Source organism: Labrenzia sp. C1B70, assembly GCF_000475395.1.
Lineage (GTDB): Bacteria > Pseudomonadota > Alphaproteobacteria > Rhizobiales > Stappiaceae > Roseibium > Roseibium algicola.
In genome coordinates, this window is sequence record NZ_AXCE01000061.1 from 82212 (window position 1) to 98489 (window position 16278).

A 16278-nucleotide genomic window follows, 5' to 3' on the forward strand; every position below is an offset into this window, starting at 1 on the left:
TAACGCCCTGGTGACTGAGCGCAACAACAAGGTGATCAACAGTACAGCGCTTTAATAAGGCGAACACAACAGAGGGGCCAACCGGCCCCTCTGTCATCGCTTTCAGTGCTCAACCGTTCACGCGGCCTGTCTGCCGGACCTCTGCAGGGCAATATCCGCCGCCTTGCCGGAAAGTTCCGCCATATGGTCGAACTCGGCGGTGTAGCTTGCAACCCCGGCGGTCGCCGAACGCAGTTCGATGATCAGGTCACCGATTTCCGCCTCCGGCATCAACGCCTGCACCTCATCCCAGCCATTCCACTCGGGACGGGCGTCGAAGCCAAGCAATTGTCCGCGTCGTGCCGAGACGATCGCATTCACCCGCGCGGTCGCATCGCTCGGGCAGGCAATCACCACCTTGTGGATCGGCTCCAGCAGCACCGGCTTGCACTCAGGCAGACCTTCCCGGATTGCCAGTATGCCGGCCATCTTGAAGGCCTGGTCGGAACTGTCCACGGAGTGATAGGAGCCGTCCGTCAGACAGACGGACACATCCACCACCGGGAAACCGAGCGGGCCTTGCCCCAGCGCATCCAACACGCCGTCACGCACGGACGGGATATATTGTTTCGGCACGACGCCCCCGGTAATCGTGTCTGAAAACTGGACGCCCTCGCCGCGCGGTAGCGGAGATATCTCGATCACCACATCGCCGAACTGGCCATGCCCGCCAGACTGTTTCTTGTGACGGCCACGAACCTTGGTGCTTGACCGGATCGTCTCGGCATAAGGCACGTGCGGTGTATTGGCGGCGATATCCAGACCGTATTTTCCGGCAAGCCGTTCCTGGGCAACACGCAGATGCATTTCGCCCTGCCCTGCAAGCAACGTTTCGGCCGTTGTCTGGTTTTGCGAGACGATCAGCGAGCGGTCCTCTTCAACCAGTTTCGCCAGTGCCGCGGAAAGACGGACCTCGTCCTTGCGCTGTTTGGCGGAAATCGCCGTCGCCAGAACAGGATTGCGCCGTTCGAGCACCTGAAGGCTTTCGATCTTTCCGTTTTCGAAACTCAGGAGGTCGCCCGTCTGGACATCATCGAGCCTCCCGAGCCCAACCAGATCGCCCTTGCCGGCCGTTGCGATCTTGTTCGCCTGCTGGCCGAAGACAGAAAACAGTCCGGACACCTTGATTTCGGTGTCGCCATTGAGGAACAGGGTATCGCCGTCGGAGACCACGCCTTCCAGAACGCGGGCGATCGACTGCTTTCCGCCGTGCTGGGTGTGCAGCGTCTTGACGACCTGCAGCATCGCGCGCGACGTCGTGCCAAGCACCCGGCGCGACAGCAGGTCGACACCTGGAACCTCGTGGCGCAAGGCCTTGAGCAGCCGGCTGACACCGTTGCCGTGTTCTGCGGAGCCGAAGAAAACCGGACAGATGAGACCGTCCTGCATTTCGTTCACCAGATCGGCGAACACCTGATCGCGATTGGGGGCGATATCCTCAAGCAACGCCTCCATCAGGTCGTCGTCGTGATCGGCCAGGTGTTCCAGCATGGTGAAACGGGCTTCGTGCTCACGCGCGAGATCCGCATCGGACATGTCGATCTGCGTGCTTTCCTCCTTCTCGTGATAGACATGCGCCCGCTCCAGCGCGAGATCGATGAAACCCGTCGCCAGGCCGTCTTCCCAGATCGGGATCTGTCGCAGCACCAGCGGCACCGCAGATGCCGGTTGCAGCACGCTCAGGACATCACGCACCCGCCGCGTGCTCTTGTCGATCTTGTTTAAAAACAAAACCCGCGGAATGGCGCGGGCTTCAAGGGCTTTCAGGATCAGCTGCAGGGCTGGAACCTTGCGCTCGTCGTCCTCCGCCACCACGACGGCCAGATCCACCCCGGAAAGCGCCCCGTCCATTTCGCTCAGGAACTCCACGGATCCAGGGCAGTCGACGAACACGAAGCGATCTCCCAGGAATTCCGCGTCCGCAATGTTCAGTTCCACACTCATGCCGTGGGCACGCGCTTCCGGCGAAGCGTCGCCCACCGTATTTCCGTTCGCGACGGATCCTTGCCGGGCCACCTTGTCCGTTCGCGCCAGCAAGGCTTCCAGAAGACTGGTCTTGCCGCTGCCGAACGGACCCACTAGGGCGATACAGCGCGGAGCGCTGCCCGCAGCAGATCCTTTTCCGTTTGAAGTGATTGCCATGCTGAGCCTCCCGTTAGTTCGAGGATATCTCGTAACAACGCGGCAGGGCCGGCTGGGGGACGCGGCCTGCCGCGTCTCGCCCGGATGGGATCGAAGGCCTTTTGCCCGGTACTCAACAGCACCAAGCCCCAAACTGCGGCCGATCGACCAGGGGCGGTGAACCATCGTCGCGCCGATATCGGCGGCAACGCAAGGGAATCTTACGCGGCAGCGCAGCAATTTGCCCTGGTCTCGGCTCAGTCTCCAGGCCGATGACAGCTCGCCAAAAGTGCACAAAAATCCAAAACACCGCCGATCCCAGAGGCTTATAAAGGCTCTCCCGACCGAGATCTCCAGACCGGCAAGCGGTGGAGAAAATTTGAGCTGAAGACTGAAAAAAGTCCCGCCTTCAGACCTTCCCAACCATGTGCCATTGCCCTGCCGGAATTGGCAGATAGTGAAATTGACGCGCAGTGGCCTATGTAACCAATTGGAACCGGCCTCGGGCAAAAGGAGCACGCGTGACCAAAACCCTGATACTCTGTTCAGCCCTGCTAGCTGCCACGTCGGCAATACCGGCGCATGCGCAATCGACCCAGCTGCGCAGTCCTCCCATGATGACCTCGCCGCGGCTGCCTTCTGCCGGTCAGCAGCTGAACCAGAACCTCAACCGCCAACAGTCCGGTTTCTCCACCCGGCAACAGATTGACGGTGCGGAGCGTCTGAACCGCACCGAGCAGATCAACCGGCAGAACACCCGGCCGGACAAGGAAGAAACTCCCTGTGCCGGCGCGAACGAAAGCTGCCGCGACTAAAGCGGAGAAACAGGACAGTGACAGCCGCTGAGGCTTAGTTGATCAGTTCCAGCGTCATCTTGCTGACACCCAGTGTCAGGTTCGTGCCTGTCTGGCTTTCCAGGCTGAAAGGGTTGAGCGCGATGGAGCGGTCGAAACCACCCAGCAGCGCGTTCGCCTTGATGCCCGCACCAACACTTGCCCCGGCGGTCAGCCCACCGTAGGTGCCTGCCAAAAGGCCCGGCTTCCGGTTTGCGGAAGGTGCCAGCACACCCCAGACCAGCGTGGCCTGTTTGGTCTTGCCGATATCCAGCCCGTAGTCGCGGACGGTCCCCTTGTAGTTTTCCACCGCTCCGCCGTCGACCGGTGAAAAGCTGCATCCGAGCGTTGCTGAAGAGCCAACAATGAAACTGTGCTCGCCTTCCACCAGGCAGCTCAGTTTGCCGATTTCAACCTTTGGGCTGTCTTCGGAGGCAAGGGCCGGCATGGCAATCACAACGGCCATGGCGGCAAGAACCGGTTTCAAAATACGCATGTAGAGAACTCCCGTTCGGCTGTGAATATCCGCTTTTAGCAAAGGCGCGGATCACGCCAGTGATATGACGCGCCAAGACGTCAAAATCGCGGCAATGGCAAAAGGGTCAGGTGTAACCGTCGGTAGTGTCGGCACTGCCTGCCAGAGCAGGGGCAAGCACACCACCGTTCGACGACCTGTCCGACACACGGGCAAGCAGAAACCGGCGACCGGCAATAAGAAGGGTCAAGGTGACGATCACCGGAAGAATGCTGTTTTCCGGCGCCTGGAACGCCCAGACCGTTCCAGCCAGTGATACCGCAAGCATCAGAACCGATAATCGGTACTGCGTCGATCTGGGCAAGTCTGGGACACCGGCAAATCCACCGCGTGAGAACAGGGTCAAGACCGCGCCGGTAAGCGTCACGGTCAACAAAACGGCGCTGTACGAATAGCCTGTCAGGAATGCTGCCAGAGTGCCGTCACCAAACCGATACAGGCCGACCAGAAGCGGTGTCACCAGCAGGATATGCAGATTGATACCGAGCAATACGGGGTGCATGGGCACTTTGACCAGCACAAAGCCGGCAAGAACGAAAACCGCAAGACCGCAACCACTCCAGCCTGCAAGCTCCAGATCACCCGTCTGTCGCCAGAGCACAATGAAGACAATCGACGGCAGGCTTTCAAACAGATCAAGAAGCAGTTGTTTTTGATGTGAATTTGCCATCGCTCGACCTCCACCTGACGGGGAAAGGCTAGAGCGTTCGAACTGTACTGTAAACCGCGCATTCCTCAACCGGAAAATGCAGCCCACAACAGGAAAGGGCGGCCGCCGGCCGCCCTTTCGCAAATCTTTCGATGTCCGATAAGCTTATTTCAGGTTCCCGCAGAAACGCTGGATGCGCGTGCAGGCTTCTTCCAGAGCTTCGGTCGAGGTCGCATAGGAAATGCGGAAGTTCGGACCAAGCCCGAAAGCCGAACCGTGAACGACGGCGACACCTTCAGCTTCCAGAAGCTCGGAGACGAAGTCCTCGTCGCTCTCGATCACCTTGCCGGACGGGGCCGTCTTGCCGATTGTACCGGCGCAGGACGGGAACACGTAGAACGCGCCTTCCGGCACCGGGCACGAAATGCCGTTGGCCTGGTTCAGCATGGAGACAACCAGGTCCCGGCGTCCCTTGAAGACTTCGTTGTTCTTCGGGATGAAGTCCTGGGTGCCGTTCAACGCCTCGACCGCCGCCCACTGGGCGATGGAGCAAGGGTTGGAAGTCGACTGCGACTGAACCTTGGCCATGGCCTTGATCAGGTCAGCCGGACCGCCGGCATAACCGATACGCCAGCCGGTCATTGCATAGGCCTTCGACACGCCGTTGACGGTCAGCGTGCGCTCGTAAAGAGCAGGCTCCACCTGAGCAGGCGTGGTGAACTTGAAGTCGTCATAGACGAGGTGCTCATACATGTCGTCGGTCATGACCCAGACATGGGGGTGCTTCATCAGCACATCGCAAAGCGCCTTCAGTTCAGCTTCCGTGTAGGCCGCACCGGACGGGTTGGACGGAGAGTTGAAGATCAGCCACTTGGTGCGCGATGTAATCGCCGCATCGAGTGCTTCCGGGGTAATCTTGAAGGTCGACTTGTCCGCTTCCACGATTACCGGTTCACCGCCTGCGAGCAGCACCATGTCCGGATAGCTTACCCAGTAAGGGGTCGGAATGATGACTTCATCGCCCGGGTTCAGCGTTGCAATCAGCGCGTTGTAAAGCACCTGCTTGCCGCCGGTTCCCACGGTGATCTGGCTGGTTTCGTAAGTGAGCCCGTTTTCCCGCTTGAACTTTTCGACGATGGCCGCCTTCAGCTCCGGAATACCATCGACAGCGGTGTACTTGGTCTTGCCGTCGGTGATGGCCTTGATGGCGGCTGTCTTGATGTTTTCCGGGGTATCGAAATCCGGCTCGCCAGCTCCGAGACCGATTACATCGCGGCCTGCGGCTTTAAGCTCGCGTGCCTTGTTGGTGACGGCGATGGTCGCAGAAGGTTTAACACGCGCCAATGCGTCAGCAAGAAAGCCCATAATGTCCTCCAGGGGGAAACGGGATTAACAGCGCGCGGACCCTAGATCCGTGCGCTGCGGAAAACAAGACCAAATCCGGAGAAGAACGGGAGTTTTCAGGCCGCTTGCGCCAGTTTGCCGGCGTATCTTTCAATCACCCCGGCATCAAGCGGTCCGCCATGGCCGAGATAGAAGCGTTTTGCCCCCTTGGACAGCAGAAATTTCAGCGAACGGACGACCTGAAGCGGCTCTTCTTCGAAGGGGGGCGGCTTGGGCCGACCCTTCAGCGCGATTCCCCCCAGAAGAATGCCGGACGCCGCCAGATCCCCCGCGAGGACGGCGCCATCGTCAAGCAGTACCGACAGCGATCCGGGCGTGTGGCCTGGCGTCGGCAAGATGACACCTTGAACGCCATAGGCTGTCAGATCCAGTGTCTGGTCCCCTGACAGAAGAATGTCCGGCTCCACCTTCGCAAACGGCCGTTCGATCGCGCCTGAAAGCTTGAACAGCCGACCGAAGAACCCCGAAGGCTTCAGGATGGGAGCCTGGCCCCGGCAATAGGGTAAATCACCTTCATGCAGCACGATTGGCGCGCCCGACAGTTTCTGAAGACGCTTGGCGCTGCCCGCATGGTCGATATGGCCGTGGGTCACCACGATCAGCTTCAGATCGGCAAGGCAAAGCCCGACCTTCGCCAGCCCCTTCTCGATCTTGGTCTCGCTGCCCGGCAGCCCGGTATCCACAAGCACGGCACCACCGGCAAAGGTCAGCAGAAACGCGTTGACCATGCCGAATGGCAGGATCGGGATAGTGTGGATCTGGATCTCGGACATGTTTGCCGCCGTTCTCTTCCTGGTGATAGGTTGGCTCTTCACCTAGGCGGACGCGGAAATACGTTCAATTAGGCACCTTTTGGTAACCCGGACGGGCCATACCCCCGGCGAACCGGTGGAGACGGACATGAGCGAACCGATCGCATCCCTCTGGCGCCTGCCTGGCACGCAGGACTGTCCTGTTGCCGACACGCTGAAAAGCATTGGCGGCAAACACACCCCAAAGGTTCTGCATTGCCTGACCGCTAGGGATCATCATTTTCTGGAACTACAGCGGACACTGAAACCGATCAGCCGCAAGGTGCTGACCCAGGAGCTGCGCCACCTGGAAGAGATTGGACTGGTCGCTCGTACCGAACTGGACGACGCCCACCGCCGCGTCCGCTATGCCCTCACACCGAAAGGCCGGAGCCTGACCGAAATCCTTGGACAGGTCTACCTTTGGGCCGTGGAACACCACGGCAGTGACGCAGCATCAGCGGCATAAAAGTAAAGTACTGTTTCAGTCGCTCTCAGTGGCGGGCGCGATTAGCTTCTCGTTTCAAGGATCAGCTTCGGATCGTCCTTGTCTTCATCGATGATCGTGCACTTGAAGCGCTTTTTCTTGGTCTGGCCATTGAGCACCGTCACCGGCACCGACAGGGGAACTTCCGAGGCGTCTTTGGCAGAGGTCAACAGGGACGCATAATTGCTCGGGTGAAGCAGCATCTCGGTGATCGGACGGCTGTCGAGGACGTCCGATGTCAGATGGTAGGTCTTCATCGCTGCGTTGTTCGCCGCGATGATGATCTTTGACTTGATGTTGACCACCAGGATCGGCGCGCTGCACGCTTCGAAGACCCTGGCAAAGTCGACATCACCACCGGCATGACCGGCCGAAAACAGCACCCCGCCCACCGTGCCGCCGACACGGAAATACATGGCGTCGTATTTCAGTTCGACGCTGTCGTTGGACGCCAGCAGAAACTTGCCACGCCCGGTCGCACTGGCCCGGCGCGTCAATGCCGCAAGCGTCAGGGAGACGATCGTTCGCCCGACCCGGTTCTGGATATGGGCAATGTTGCGCCCCAGGATCAGGCGAGCATCCTCGATCTGGAAGCTCTTGAGAAAACCGTCGCTGGCAAAACGCACGTAGCCGAAATTGTCGACCAGCAGCACAACGCGTGTGGAGGACGCGACGAAATGCTGGAGGATCGGCGCCAGTCCCAGTACGACCCGGCCCGGATTATTGTCATTCTCACCGATGGAGGGGAAGCAGATCGCAAGGATCTTGCCGTCCGGCAACTCGTAACGATAGGCAACGATCGGAATGCCCGGGATACGGTGGTCCGGCCCGCCGCCGACGTCGAACGGCCCGGCCTGGCCTTCCCGGATCGCACCCTGGACCAGCCGGAGAATGGTCTTACGATCCTCTGGCGACAGGTGGCGCAGTGCCTCGTTGGAGGGCGCCTCCTGCAGATCCCGCACTTCGCTATTGAAACTCTGGGAACCGACCTCGTGCCAGAGAATGGTTTTCTTGCTGATATCGGCAATGAAAAACTGGATACCCGCCAGCGACAAGGCCGGCGGCTCCCCGGCCTTCTGGACCGATGGTTCTGTCGACGTTACTGGGTCTGTCGGCTTGCCCACCGTGGCGCTCTGCGCAGCGTTTATCGTCATTCCATGCCTGGTCTGTTTGTATCGGATGTCCCGGCGAGCAAGCATGCTTCCGAAATGCAAACAAACACTAAAATCGCATCGTAAAATATCTGGGTTATGTCAGTTTTTACAGTAATTAAACAATGCAATACGTTTTTATGAGAAGTTATATTGTCAATTTTACGAAAGCTTAATTGGCCGGCTTCAGCCCCCGGAACCACAACCTTCCACCTTCGCACATCAAGACTGCCGGAATGAAAAACAGAACCGTCGCCCCCCTGAATGCAGCGCCATTCGGAGCACGAACACTACCTATTGTGCCGCCTTGCCAAGGCGGCAGCAAATAGATCGAATTTGCCGCAAAATAGTCACGAAAACACACGGCGCATGTCTAAATCGCGTCCGCGTGCCGGCGCAATTTCAAACGAGATTGAACTCATCCCAGCGGATGGAGGAGCCAATGGCCCACGCAACGACCGTACCGGCGACCATCAAGTCGCAGAACGTAAGCTTCCCACCGGTTTTGCTGTTCATAGTGGCAGCAGGCCTGTTGATGTTGATGTCCGCACTGGAGCCGTCACTGGTGCTGCCGATGGTCGCGTTCCTGACCATGGTTGCCGTTACCCGTCTGCTGGCCCGCCGACTGTTTCAGGACCTGACCGGCGTTCAAGCGCAGGCAGACTGACAGAAACCGAAATACAACCGCTCGAACCTGACTGATCTTCACCATGGCACGCGTAGATAACCAGAAAACCAGAAAGTCCGTCCCCTCCAAAAGCGACCTGCATGAAGCCCGGCCGCTGTTGCAGGCAATCTTTCTGGGCATGCTGCTGGCAACCGCTTTGGTCGCAGCAGCGGCGATGGCAAACCCGGCCAACACGAACGGTGTCCCGAAGACCGAGCCCGTCGCGCACTCAGCAACCGGCCAGGCACCGGCTAACGCCGGTCGGCCGGCAAGCGCCATGTTCTGACAGCTTGACATACAACGAGCCGCCGCGGCGGCTCCGTCCGTTTCAGGAAGTCAAGATCAGTGCCTGGAGCCCGACCTTTCAAAAGCCGAGACCCGGCCTCATGCTTGGCACATGAGTGCCGGGCCTCAGTGCCCGGTCCGCCCCCGGATAACGTCTCCTGCCCAACGATGGTTCTCTTTGAACCTTCATCCAAGACAGCCCCGCAGTGCATATGTGCAAGTGCCCGCTGCCTCACCGCCCTCAGGTGGTCCGCCGGTTGCGTCCGCTGTTGATCACGGTCAAGGACAGGAATTTGTTCGTTCGCCAAGTAAAGCAAGATCACATGTCATCTGCAAGACCGCACGCGGTTCAAGGCTGGCATCGATCGGAAATTAACCAGTGTCACATGGCGCGACCTTGAATACCGGGGATAACCGCAGTCCAGGCCTTTGCGAGAGCGTTCGGAAACGTCCGGCAAGCCATGTGGAACAAAATCCGCTACGGGGCATTTGCCCTCAAGTGGTAGTATTACGCCGATGCAACCGGCGCCAGTGAGGGATTTCACATCATGACCATTGCCAACGGCGAAAAGTGGATCGATAAAGAAACGAAGGGTTTGTCGGAGGCAGCAATGGACATCGACCTCACACTTTCAGCAGACACGATCCGCCTGCTCGCCCAGAAGGCGCGGGCAGTTGCATCGTCTCTTCAGGATACGTTCGAGGACGGCCATGAAGGCGACGTCGAATTCGACGCCGATGCCCTGGAGCAAAGTCACGGTCACGATGGCCTTGCGGAGGAGGAAAACGACGACCTCTCCGACGAGGAACTGCGGGAGCTGATCGAGGATCTCAACGTGGATGAAGCTGCCGAACTGGTGGCTATCTCCTGGATCGGCCGCGGTGACTTCGAGGCTGAAGATTTCCAGCAAGCGGTCGACGAGGCACGCGAGCGCGCCGTCGGTTCGACAGCAACCTATCTTCTCGGCATGCCGCTCCTGGCCGATCACCTGGAAGCCGGTCTCGACGCGCTTGACCTCTGACAGCCGATACAGCGCTGTTTTCGCCCGGGCTTCAAGACGTTCGGCGGGTCAAGCTGGCTAGGTCATTATTGCCGGGTCTTCCACATCAGGTCGTTTTCCTTGGGAAAACCGGTTAGCAATTGATTTACTATCTTTTCGCTGCCGGACATTTGGCCCACTCTTGCCCCACTTCGTGGTGGGACAAGGGAGTTGAGGGCATGCTGCAAGACCCGGCGAACCAAGACGTGTTTACCGTCCATCGTCCGTCTCCATGGCCATATGTCGGCGCAATGCTCGCTGCGTCGGCCCTGATCACGACACTGGTCGTGGCGTTCAGCAGCTAATCCATACCGGCACTACCGCTCGAAACCGGTACCGGTCATCGTTCAGAGAGTTCCTTAATGCGTTCAACGCGTCTGGCCGTGCTTGATCTTGCCCGCGGCCTCGCTGTTGTCGCCATGGCGATCTACCATTTCTCCTGGGACCTTTCCTGGTTTGCCTATGTCGACTGGCCCGTTGCCCAGGGCACAGGCTGGCGCATATTCGCCGCCTCGATCGCCGGCAGTTTCCTGCTTCTGGCCGGCGTCAGTCTGGATTTCGCCCACCACCTGGGCATCCGTTGGCAAGCCTTCTGGCGGCGCTTTGCCGTGATCGTCGCAGCCGCTGCCGCCGTGTCGCTGGTCACCTATTTCACTTTCGGCGATACCTTTGTCCGCTTCGGCATTCTCCATTCCATTGCCTTGTCCAGCGTGATCGCCCTTCCCTTCACGCGCCTTCCGTTCGTCTTTGCCGGGCTTGCTGCGGCGTTCGTTTTCTCTTTGCCCTTCTGGGCAGCTTCATCCGCCCTCGACGGCCAGCTCTGGCTGTGGACAGGGCTCGGCACACCGGATTTTGCCAGTGTGGATTATGTGCCGCTGGCGCCCTGGGCTGGCGTGACGTTGGCGGGCGTCGCCATCTCGAAGATTTTCCGAAAGATCAATCTCTGGCAAACGCTGTCCAGGTTGACATTCGCCAACCGTCCCGGCCGGCTGACGCGGTTCTTCGGCCGCCATTCCCTGCCAGTCTATCTGCTGCATCAGCCCTTGCTGTTCGGCCTTGTGTGGACGGCAACGCAGATCGGCCCGGAGATGGACCGCTCCGCCAATGCCTTCGTGCGCAATTGCACCGTTTCCTGCCAGGGTACGACCGCCACGACAGAAATCTGCGAAGCCGCTTGCGGCTGTACGCTTGAATATCTGAAATCGGACGGCATCTGGGACCAGCTTCTGGCCGAACCCGAAAACCAGTCTCTGCGCAACCGGATGTCGAACAGATACAGTCAGTGCCTGGCTGATCCAAAGTGGCCGGATCCGCTCAACTGATCCCGGCGTTCAAGCCTTCGGTGCTGTTTCCGGGCGCTCAGGAAAGACGGGCCAGTTGCCGGAGCGCCCGGCCCCGCCGCTGCCGTGCAAAGGGAAGAAACACGTCCTCGTCTCGCCCCGCCGCCACCTGCTCCAGCGCCCAGAGGGCCGACACGGCGTCGCATTTGGCCTTCATAACGCAGAGACGATCGGCCTCGGGCACCGCAGCGCCTGTTGCTGCATAGGCTTGCAGGAACACCTGCTCCTCATCCGCACTCATCTCGTGCTCCAGAACGGCATAGGCAAGATCCCAGGCGGGATCCGACATGCCTGAGAATTCCCAGTCAATCAGCCAGAGCTGGTCGCATGACATGAGGCAGTTGCCGGGGGATGGATCGCCATGGCTCGGAACAAGCGCCGGACCCGCACCATCAGCGGTGGCGGCACCGATCGGCTGCAACACTATTTCCAGCCCGGTCATTTCCTCCCGGCACCGAACTGCGTCCCGAAGACCTTGCCACTGCGCCTGAAGCACGCTGTCCGGATCGAGCAGCCCTTCGAAGGTCACACCGGACCCGTGCAATTGCCCCAATGCCTCGCCGAGTGCACGGGCCAGGCTGTACGACGGCTGCTCCGAAAGAGCGGCAGGGCTGCCGCTGACCTTAACGGCGCGGGTCACCAGAATGCCGGCCTCCGCATCACAAAATACCGGTGGCACGGCAATTCCAGTCGCAGCGGCGAGCATCAGGTTTCTTGCCTCTGCCTTCCTGTCGATGTTGCCTGCCGCTTCCAGACGGGGAAGCCGCAGGAAGAACGTGCCCTTCTCAGCCTCCAGCCTGAACACACGGTTTGTCAGCCCAGGCTGGGGCCGGGCTGACAGGGGAGAGCCACAAACACGATGCAGGTCCTGATGCCGTTCAAAGGCCTCCAGGATGTCCGGCAAAATGGTGTCTGGCGCGTCAGAGGAAAGCTGTGGCACAAGCAGGAACAATCGAGCGAAACAGAGGAGCTGGCCGGACGCCATGACGAACGTCCCATCGCCCCATATCATCATCACCTACTGCCGCCAATGCAATTGGCTGTTGCGCTCCGCATGGATGGCGCAGGAAATCCTGTCCACCTTCTCGGAAGAAGCCGGTGCTGTCACCCTTGTTCCGGGCACCGGAGGCATTTTCACAATCGTCTGCGACGGTCAACTTGTCTGGGACCGCAAGACAGATGGAGGCTTTCCGGAGGCCAAGGTGCTGAAACAGCGGCTTCGTGACCTGCTTTGGCCGGAGAAGGACCTCGGCCACAGCGACCGCCAGGACAGGAAAGACTAGGCCGGACGCGCTCAAGTGAATTGACTTCTTGAAGTCGCGAATATGTGTACTGTGGCATCCGAAGCGCAGCTTTCGGCAAGAAACTTCGAGACAGGACGCATGAACCGGAGCCTTCATGCACATCAGGTTATCACTGTTATTTTTGGCACTACTATCGCTTGCCGGAGCAAGCACCAGTTCTGCAGTGGAGACCAGCGAACCTGAAATCGTCATCTATACCGAGGACTACAAACCGCTCTATTTCCCTGGTGAAGACGGGAAAATCTCAGGAACTGTCACCCAACTTGTACTAGATCTCGCCGATGACGCCGGCATAACGGTCGAGATGCACATGCGGCCGTTCAAACGCGGGTTGAATGCGGTGGAGAGCAACGCCAACCATTGTTTCATGGCCCTGTGGCGCACTCAGGAACGCGAACCGAATTTCACCTGGGTCGGACCTTTGGAAATCGACGGATACGGCCTTTTTGCCTTGAAGGGCAGTTCCATAGAACTTTCGACAGTCGAAGACAGTTTCGGCTATTCGACAGGAGCCGTCGGCGGCTGGACCAGCACCAATGAACTTCAGGACGCCGGCCATCCCCATCTTGTGCTGGTGGACGAAGATGGGCTCAATGCGAACATGCTGCGGTCAGGTCACACCAAGCTCTGGCTGGGTGGCCTGATTTCGGCTCCCTATGTCGCGGAACAGGAAGGGGTGGAGATCGAGAAACTGCTGACCCTGCAGACCGTCGAACTTGCTTTGGCCTGCAACTCACATATCGACCAGTCCGTTACCGATCGCCTGCAGTCAGCTTTGAACGCACGTCTTCAGAAAACGCCACAAAACAACCCCAAGCGATTGACGCAATAGACAATTTATCTCTGCTGCAGAGCAACCACCTCGAAAAGTTGCATAACTTCAGAAAACTACTTTCCAAAGTCTTACCTGCACAACAAGCACACAAAAGACCGCCCATAATTAATGCAAGTCTCTTTTGGGTCTTCTTAAAACTTTCAATTCAAAATGCTTTCGGCAAGACAACGTCCGGAGCTCAAGAATGAAGTTCGTGAACCTTCCTTTCAGGAAGACTGCAACCGAGCCCTCAGCAACAAGGCATGAGCGGGCCGGACAACCGGCACGGCAGCGCCCCTTTTTCGACTGGCCGATCAAGACCCAGCTGCAGATCGGCTTCGGCGCCATGCTATTGTGCGCCATCGGGGTCGGTGCGGGGGGCTTGTTCGCAAGCTCGGAGGTCAAGAACTCGGTAACGGTGGCGAAGACCGCCAACGAACTTCTGGGGAGCGTCCCCCGGTTGTTGTCCCACGCCCAGACATTCAGTCGCGATGGCAGCAGCCAGACGGCGGAAGCGGTTGCCGCAGACATTGGTTTGATTTCGCAGGAAAGTCTCGCCCTGTCTGAAAGCCAACCCCAGGCGGCAACGCAGTTCGCGAGCATCGTCGGCGACCTGGAGACCGGCTTTGCGACGCTGCGCGACACACGGCAAAGCCGTGACACAGCGGCTGCGAACCTCGACACCCTCACCTCCGAACTGGTTGCAACCACCAATAAGGCCTTCGAGGAATACAAGGCCCTTGCCGCTTACAGATCCGCCCTTGCCATCACCAACGAAGGCAAGATGACCAACCTGTCCAACGTCAGCCCCCGGCTCAGCAACATGCGCATCACCACTGTGGTGCTGGCGCAGGAAGCCGAAACCTTTGCGGCAACACCAGACAAGACCCTGGCAAAGAAACTGGCGGACCGGGTGGATGCCCTCGACAAGGACGCGAAGGCGGTTCGCCGCACGGTGAAGACAGACACGATCAAGGACAGCGTCAAGGACCTCACCAAAAGCTCCAAGTCCTTTGAGAAGCTTCTGAAAGCGCACCTGAAGTCCCCAGAAGAGGACGCCTGGAAAAACAAACTGGAACCGGCCATCCTTGAACTGATCACCCTTGCCGACACGATCATCAAGGCCGCCGAAGCACCGATTGACGACCTGACGAAGGAACTGCGGGACTTCGACAAGGCGAGCGCCGATATCGCGCTTCTGTCGAACTACACCCAGAGTGTGGCGCGTAGCGTGCTCGGCATCCGCAGCGCCTATTCAGACTATCTGAACACATCCTCGCAAAACGCCGCCGATACATTCCAGCTCTATCTGGGCGATGCCCGCACGGAACTGGGCAATCTGGACACGGTGCGAACCTCAGCCGGCAAGAACACGTCTGACAAGGCTCTGAATGATCTTCTCAATGGTCCACTCAAGGCGCTTGTTACCGCCGGTGGCGATGCCTTGCCAAAACTTGAAGCCACCTTTGCCGAAGTCGTCACTTCGACAGCGGCACTGCGCGCAAGCGAACAATCCTTTGCCGCCGCCGCCTCCTCCCTGACGGAACAGGCAGAAATCATCAGCGCCAATTCCGGTGCGACCGCGCTGGCAAGCGCCGTCGGCGCTCAAACGCAGATCACCATTACGCTTGCCCTGGCACTGCTTCTGGGCATCGCCTTCGTCGTATTGCTCTCCACTGCCATCATCCGCCCGATCCGGGGCCTGACCGGCGCGATGCTCAAACTGAGGGACGGCGATACGGCTCTCGACCTTCCGGCTGCAAACCGCAAGGATGAAATCGGTCACATGGCTCAGGCCGTCGCAACCTTCCGTGACCGGGAAATCGAACGGATGCGGCTGGAAGAAGAAACCCTTGCAAGCCAGGAAGGTGTCCGCCAGCGCCAGGCCACCGTCGATGCGCTTGTCGCCTCGTTCCGTCAGGATATCGAGCAGGCACTCGCCACGGTGACCGGCAACATGCATCAGCTCGACAATACGGCCGAGCAGCTTTCCGAGATTGCCCGCACGACGACGGGCAAGTCCGAAGACGTCAGCACCGCCTCCAGCCAGGCCAGCCAGAACGTCCAGACCATCGCGGCCGCCACCGAGGAACTCAGCGCTTCCGTTCAGGAGGTCGGCCGGCAGGTCAACGACACCCTCGTGCGCGTTGAGGAAGTTGCAGGAGCCACCCGCACTTCCAACGACCAGATCAAGGGCCTGTCGGCGGCCGCCGAACGCATCGGTGCGGTTGTCCAGCTCATCCAGGAAATTGCCGAGCAGACCAACTTGCTGGCGCTCAATGCGACCATCGAAGCCGCACGCGCCGGCGAAGCCGGGCGTGGGTTTGCCGTGGTTGCCTCGGAAGTCAAGTCACTGGCCGGTCAGACGGCCAAGGCAACAGAGGAAATCTCCAGCCAGGTGTCTGAAATCCAGCAGGCCACCAACGGCGCCGTCGACGCGATCAGCGCGATCATGGAAATGATGGAGTCCGTCAACGAGACCGCAGCCGCCATGGCAAGTTCCGTCGAACAGCAGGCCGGTGCCACCGCGGAAATCTCCACCGGCGTTTCCCAGGCTGCGGGCCAGACCGCAAGCGTATCGGAAAATATCGGCGATCTCTCCCGAGGCTCCAGCGAAACCAGTCTGTCTGCCCGTGAAGTGGAAGAAATCACCGGTGCAGCCACCCGGCAACTTGCCGAAGTCACCACACGGATCGACCGGTTCCTGCAGGATGTCGCAGCAGCCTGAGTTGGGGGTTCTGCAGAAACTGGATACCGGCGTCACCGATATCCAATCGCCGCCTTACACCTAACTGTCTTTAGTCATCCCGGACGCAGC

16 protein-coding genes are annotated in these 16278 nt (G+C 59.4%); 9 read left to right on the top strand and 7 right to left on the bottom strand.

Going from position 1 to position 16278, the window contains the following annotated elements; genetic code table 11:
* Positions 1 to 117: 117 nt before the first annotated feature.
* On the bottom strand, positions 118 to 2181 hold the full coding sequence (locus Q666_RS60040; RefSeq protein ID WP_031268197.1) for an elongation factor G: 2064 nt from the start codon (positions 2179 to 2181) through the stop codon (positions 118 to 120).
* A gap of 500 nt (positions 2182 to 2681) precedes the next feature.
* Here Q666_RS60040 and Q666_RS60045 point away from each other — a divergent pair, with 500 nt between their 5' ends.
* Positions 2682 to 2975: a hypothetical protein gene (locus Q666_RS60045; protein ID WP_145903515.1), complete on the top strand. Its 294-nt coding sequence runs from the start codon at positions 2682 to 2684 to the stop codon at positions 2973 to 2975.
* 34 nt (positions 2976 to 3009) lie between these two features.
* Here Q666_RS60045 and Q666_RS60050 read toward each other — a convergent pair whose 3' ends face one another.
* The 4 genes from Q666_RS60050 to Q666_RS60065 all read right to left on the bottom strand — a co-directional run bounded on the left by Q666_RS60050 (position 3010) and on the right by Q666_RS60065 (position 6354).
* The gene (locus Q666_RS60050) at positions 3010 to 3489 is read right to left on the bottom strand and encodes a DUF992 domain-containing protein (protein WP_022997970.1); all 480 of its coding nucleotides are present in this window, start codon (positions 3487 to 3489) and stop codon (positions 3010 to 3012) included.
* Positions 3490 to 3595: 106 nt separating this feature from the next.
* On the bottom strand, positions 3596 to 4198 hold the full coding sequence (locus Q666_RS60055) for a hypothetical protein (RefSeq protein WP_022997971.1): 603 nt from the start codon (positions 4196 to 4198) through the stop codon (positions 3596 to 3598).
* 144 nt (positions 4199 to 4342) lie between these two features.
* Entirely contained in the window at positions 4343 to 5542 is a 1200-nt protein-coding gene (locus Q666_RS60060) for a pyridoxal phosphate-dependent aminotransferase (protein ID WP_022997972.1), read from the bottom strand.
* Positions 5543 to 5637: 95 nt separating this feature from the next.
* Positions 5638 to 6354 (bottom strand): MBL fold metallo-hydrolase, encoded by a 717-nt coding sequence (locus Q666_RS60065; protein WP_022997973.1) that lies wholly within the window; start codon positions 6352 to 6354, stop codon positions 5638 to 5640.
* Between the two features lie 127 nt (positions 6355 to 6481).
* On the opposite strand from Q666_RS60065, the gene Q666_RS60070 reads away from it, so the two are divergent.
* Positions 6482 to 6841 carry a helix-turn-helix domain-containing protein gene (locus Q666_RS60070; RefSeq protein ID WP_145915728.1) on the top strand — a complete coding sequence of 120 codons (360 nt, stop codon included), beginning with the start codon at positions 6482 to 6484 and terminating at the stop codon, positions 6839 to 6841.
* 41 nt (positions 6842 to 6882) lie between these two features.
* On the opposite strand, the gene Q666_RS60075 is transcribed toward Q666_RS60070, so the two are convergent.
* On the bottom strand, positions 6883 to 8013 hold the full coding sequence (locus Q666_RS60075) for a hypothetical protein (RefSeq protein WP_208993780.1): 1131 nt from the start codon (positions 8011 to 8013) through the stop codon (positions 6883 to 6885).
* Between the two features lie 439 nt (positions 8014 to 8452).
* Between Q666_RS60075 and Q666_RS60080 the strand changes: the two genes are divergently transcribed.
* The 4 genes from Q666_RS60080 to Q666_RS60095 all read left to right on the top strand — a co-directional run bounded on the left by Q666_RS60080 (position 8453) and on the right by Q666_RS60095 (position 11324).
* A complete protein-coding gene (locus tag Q666_RS60080) occupies positions 8453 to 8677 on the top strand; it encodes a hypothetical protein (protein WP_152533452.1) in 225 nt (74 codons plus the stop codon).
* A gap of 43 nt (positions 8678 to 8720) precedes the next feature.
* A complete protein-coding gene (locus tag Q666_RS60085) occupies positions 8721 to 8963 on the top strand; it encodes a hypothetical protein (protein WP_022997977.1) in 243 nt (80 codons plus the stop codon).
* 547 nt (positions 8964 to 9510) lie between these two features.
* Positions 9511 to 9984, top strand: a complete 474-nt coding sequence (locus tag Q666_RS60090) for a DUF3775 domain-containing protein (protein WP_022997978.1) — start codon at positions 9511 to 9513, stop codon at positions 9982 to 9984.
* Positions 9985 to 10364: 380 nt separating this feature from the next.
* The gene (locus tag Q666_RS60095) at positions 10365 to 11324 is read left to right on the top strand and encodes a heparan-alpha-glucosaminide N-acetyltransferase (protein ID WP_022997979.1); all 960 of its coding nucleotides are present in this window, start codon (positions 10365 to 10367) and stop codon (positions 11322 to 11324) included.
* 37 nt (positions 11325 to 11361) lie between these two features.
* On the opposite strand, the gene Q666_RS60100 is transcribed toward Q666_RS60095, so the two are convergent.
* Positions 11362 to 12327 (bottom strand): phosphotransferase, encoded by a 966-nt coding sequence (locus tag Q666_RS60100; protein ID WP_031268202.1) that lies wholly within the window; start codon positions 12325 to 12327, stop codon positions 11362 to 11364.
* Here Q666_RS60100 and Q666_RS0134180 point away from each other — a divergent pair.
* The 3 genes from Q666_RS0134180 to Q666_RS60110 all read left to right on the top strand — a co-directional run bounded on the left by Q666_RS0134180 (position 12326) and on the right by Q666_RS60110 (position 16188).
* Positions 12326 to 12625 carry a SelT/SelW/SelH family protein gene (locus tag Q666_RS0134180; RefSeq protein ID WP_031268203.1) on the top strand — a complete coding sequence of 100 codons (300 nt, stop codon included), beginning with the start codon at positions 12326 to 12328 and terminating at the stop codon, positions 12623 to 12625. The genes Q666_RS60100 and Q666_RS0134180 overlap by 2 nt on opposite strands.
* 142 nt (positions 12626 to 12767) lie before the next feature.
* Entirely contained in the window at positions 12768 to 13478 is a 711-nt protein-coding gene (locus Q666_RS60105) for a transporter substrate-binding domain-containing protein (protein ID WP_161633190.1), read from the top strand.
* Between the two features lie 187 nt (positions 13479 to 13665).
* Positions 13666 to 16188 (top strand): HAMP domain-containing methyl-accepting chemotaxis protein, encoded by a 2523-nt coding sequence (locus tag Q666_RS60110; protein WP_022997983.1) that lies wholly within the window; start codon positions 13666 to 13668, stop codon positions 16186 to 16188.
* Positions 16189 to 16278 lie beyond the last annotated feature (90 nt).

What these genes read in the sequence shown, in the direction of transcription:
- Q666_RS60060 (WP_022997972.1), bottom strand. Translation starts at nt 5,542, where the DNA reads ATGGGCTTTCTTGCTGACGCATTGGCGCGTGTTAAACCTTCTGCGACC.
- Q666_RS60055 (WP_022997971.1), bottom strand. Translation starts at nt 4,198, where the DNA reads ATGGCAAATTCACATCAAAAACAACTGCTTCTTGATCTGTTTGAAAGC.
- Q666_RS60095 (WP_022997979.1), top strand. Translation starts at nt 10,365, where the DNA reads ATGCGTTCAACGCGTCTGGCCGTGCTTGATCTTGCCCGCGGCCTCGCT.
- Q666_RS60050 (WP_022997970.1), bottom strand. Translation starts at nt 3,489, where the DNA reads ATGCGTATTTTGAAACCGGTTCTTGCCGCCATGGCCGTTGTGATTGCC.
- Q666_RS60065 (WP_022997973.1), bottom strand. Translation starts at nt 6,354, where the DNA reads ATGTCCGAGATCCAGATCCACACTATCCCGATCCTGCCATTCGGCATG.
- Q666_RS60040 (WP_031268197.1), bottom strand. Translation starts at nt 2,181, where the DNA reads ATGGCAATCACTTCAAACGGAAAAGGATCTGCTGCGGGCAGCGCTCCG.
- Q666_RS60100 (WP_031268202.1), bottom strand. Translation starts at nt 12,327, where the DNA reads ATGGCGTCCGGCCAGCTCCTCTGTTTCGCTCGATTGTTCCTGCTTGTG.
- Q666_RS0134180 (WP_031268203.1), top strand. Translation starts at nt 12,326, where the DNA reads ATGACGAACGTCCCATCGCCCCATATCATCATCACCTACTGCCGCCAA.
- Q666_RS60070 (WP_145915728.1), top strand. Translation starts at nt 6,482, where the DNA reads ATGAGCGAACCGATCGCATCCCTCTGGCGCCTGCCTGGCACGCAGGAC.
- Q666_RS60075 (WP_208993780.1), bottom strand. Translation starts at nt 8,013, where the DNA reads ATGACGATAAACGCTGCGCAGAGCGCCACGGTGGGCAAGCCGACAGAC.
- Q666_RS60090 (WP_022997978.1), top strand. Translation starts at nt 9,511, where the DNA reads ATGACCATTGCCAACGGCGAAAAGTGGATCGATAAAGAAACGAAGGGT.
- Q666_RS60080 (WP_152533452.1), top strand. Translation starts at nt 8,453, where the DNA reads ATGGCCCACGCAACGACCGTACCGGCGACCATCAAGTCGCAGAACGTA.
- Q666_RS60110 (WP_022997983.1), top strand. Translation starts at nt 13,666, where the DNA reads ATGAAGTTCGTGAACCTTCCTTTCAGGAAGACTGCAACCGAGCCCTCA.
- Q666_RS60085 (WP_022997977.1), top strand. Translation starts at nt 8,721, where the DNA reads ATGGCACGCGTAGATAACCAGAAAACCAGAAAGTCCGTCCCCTCCAAA.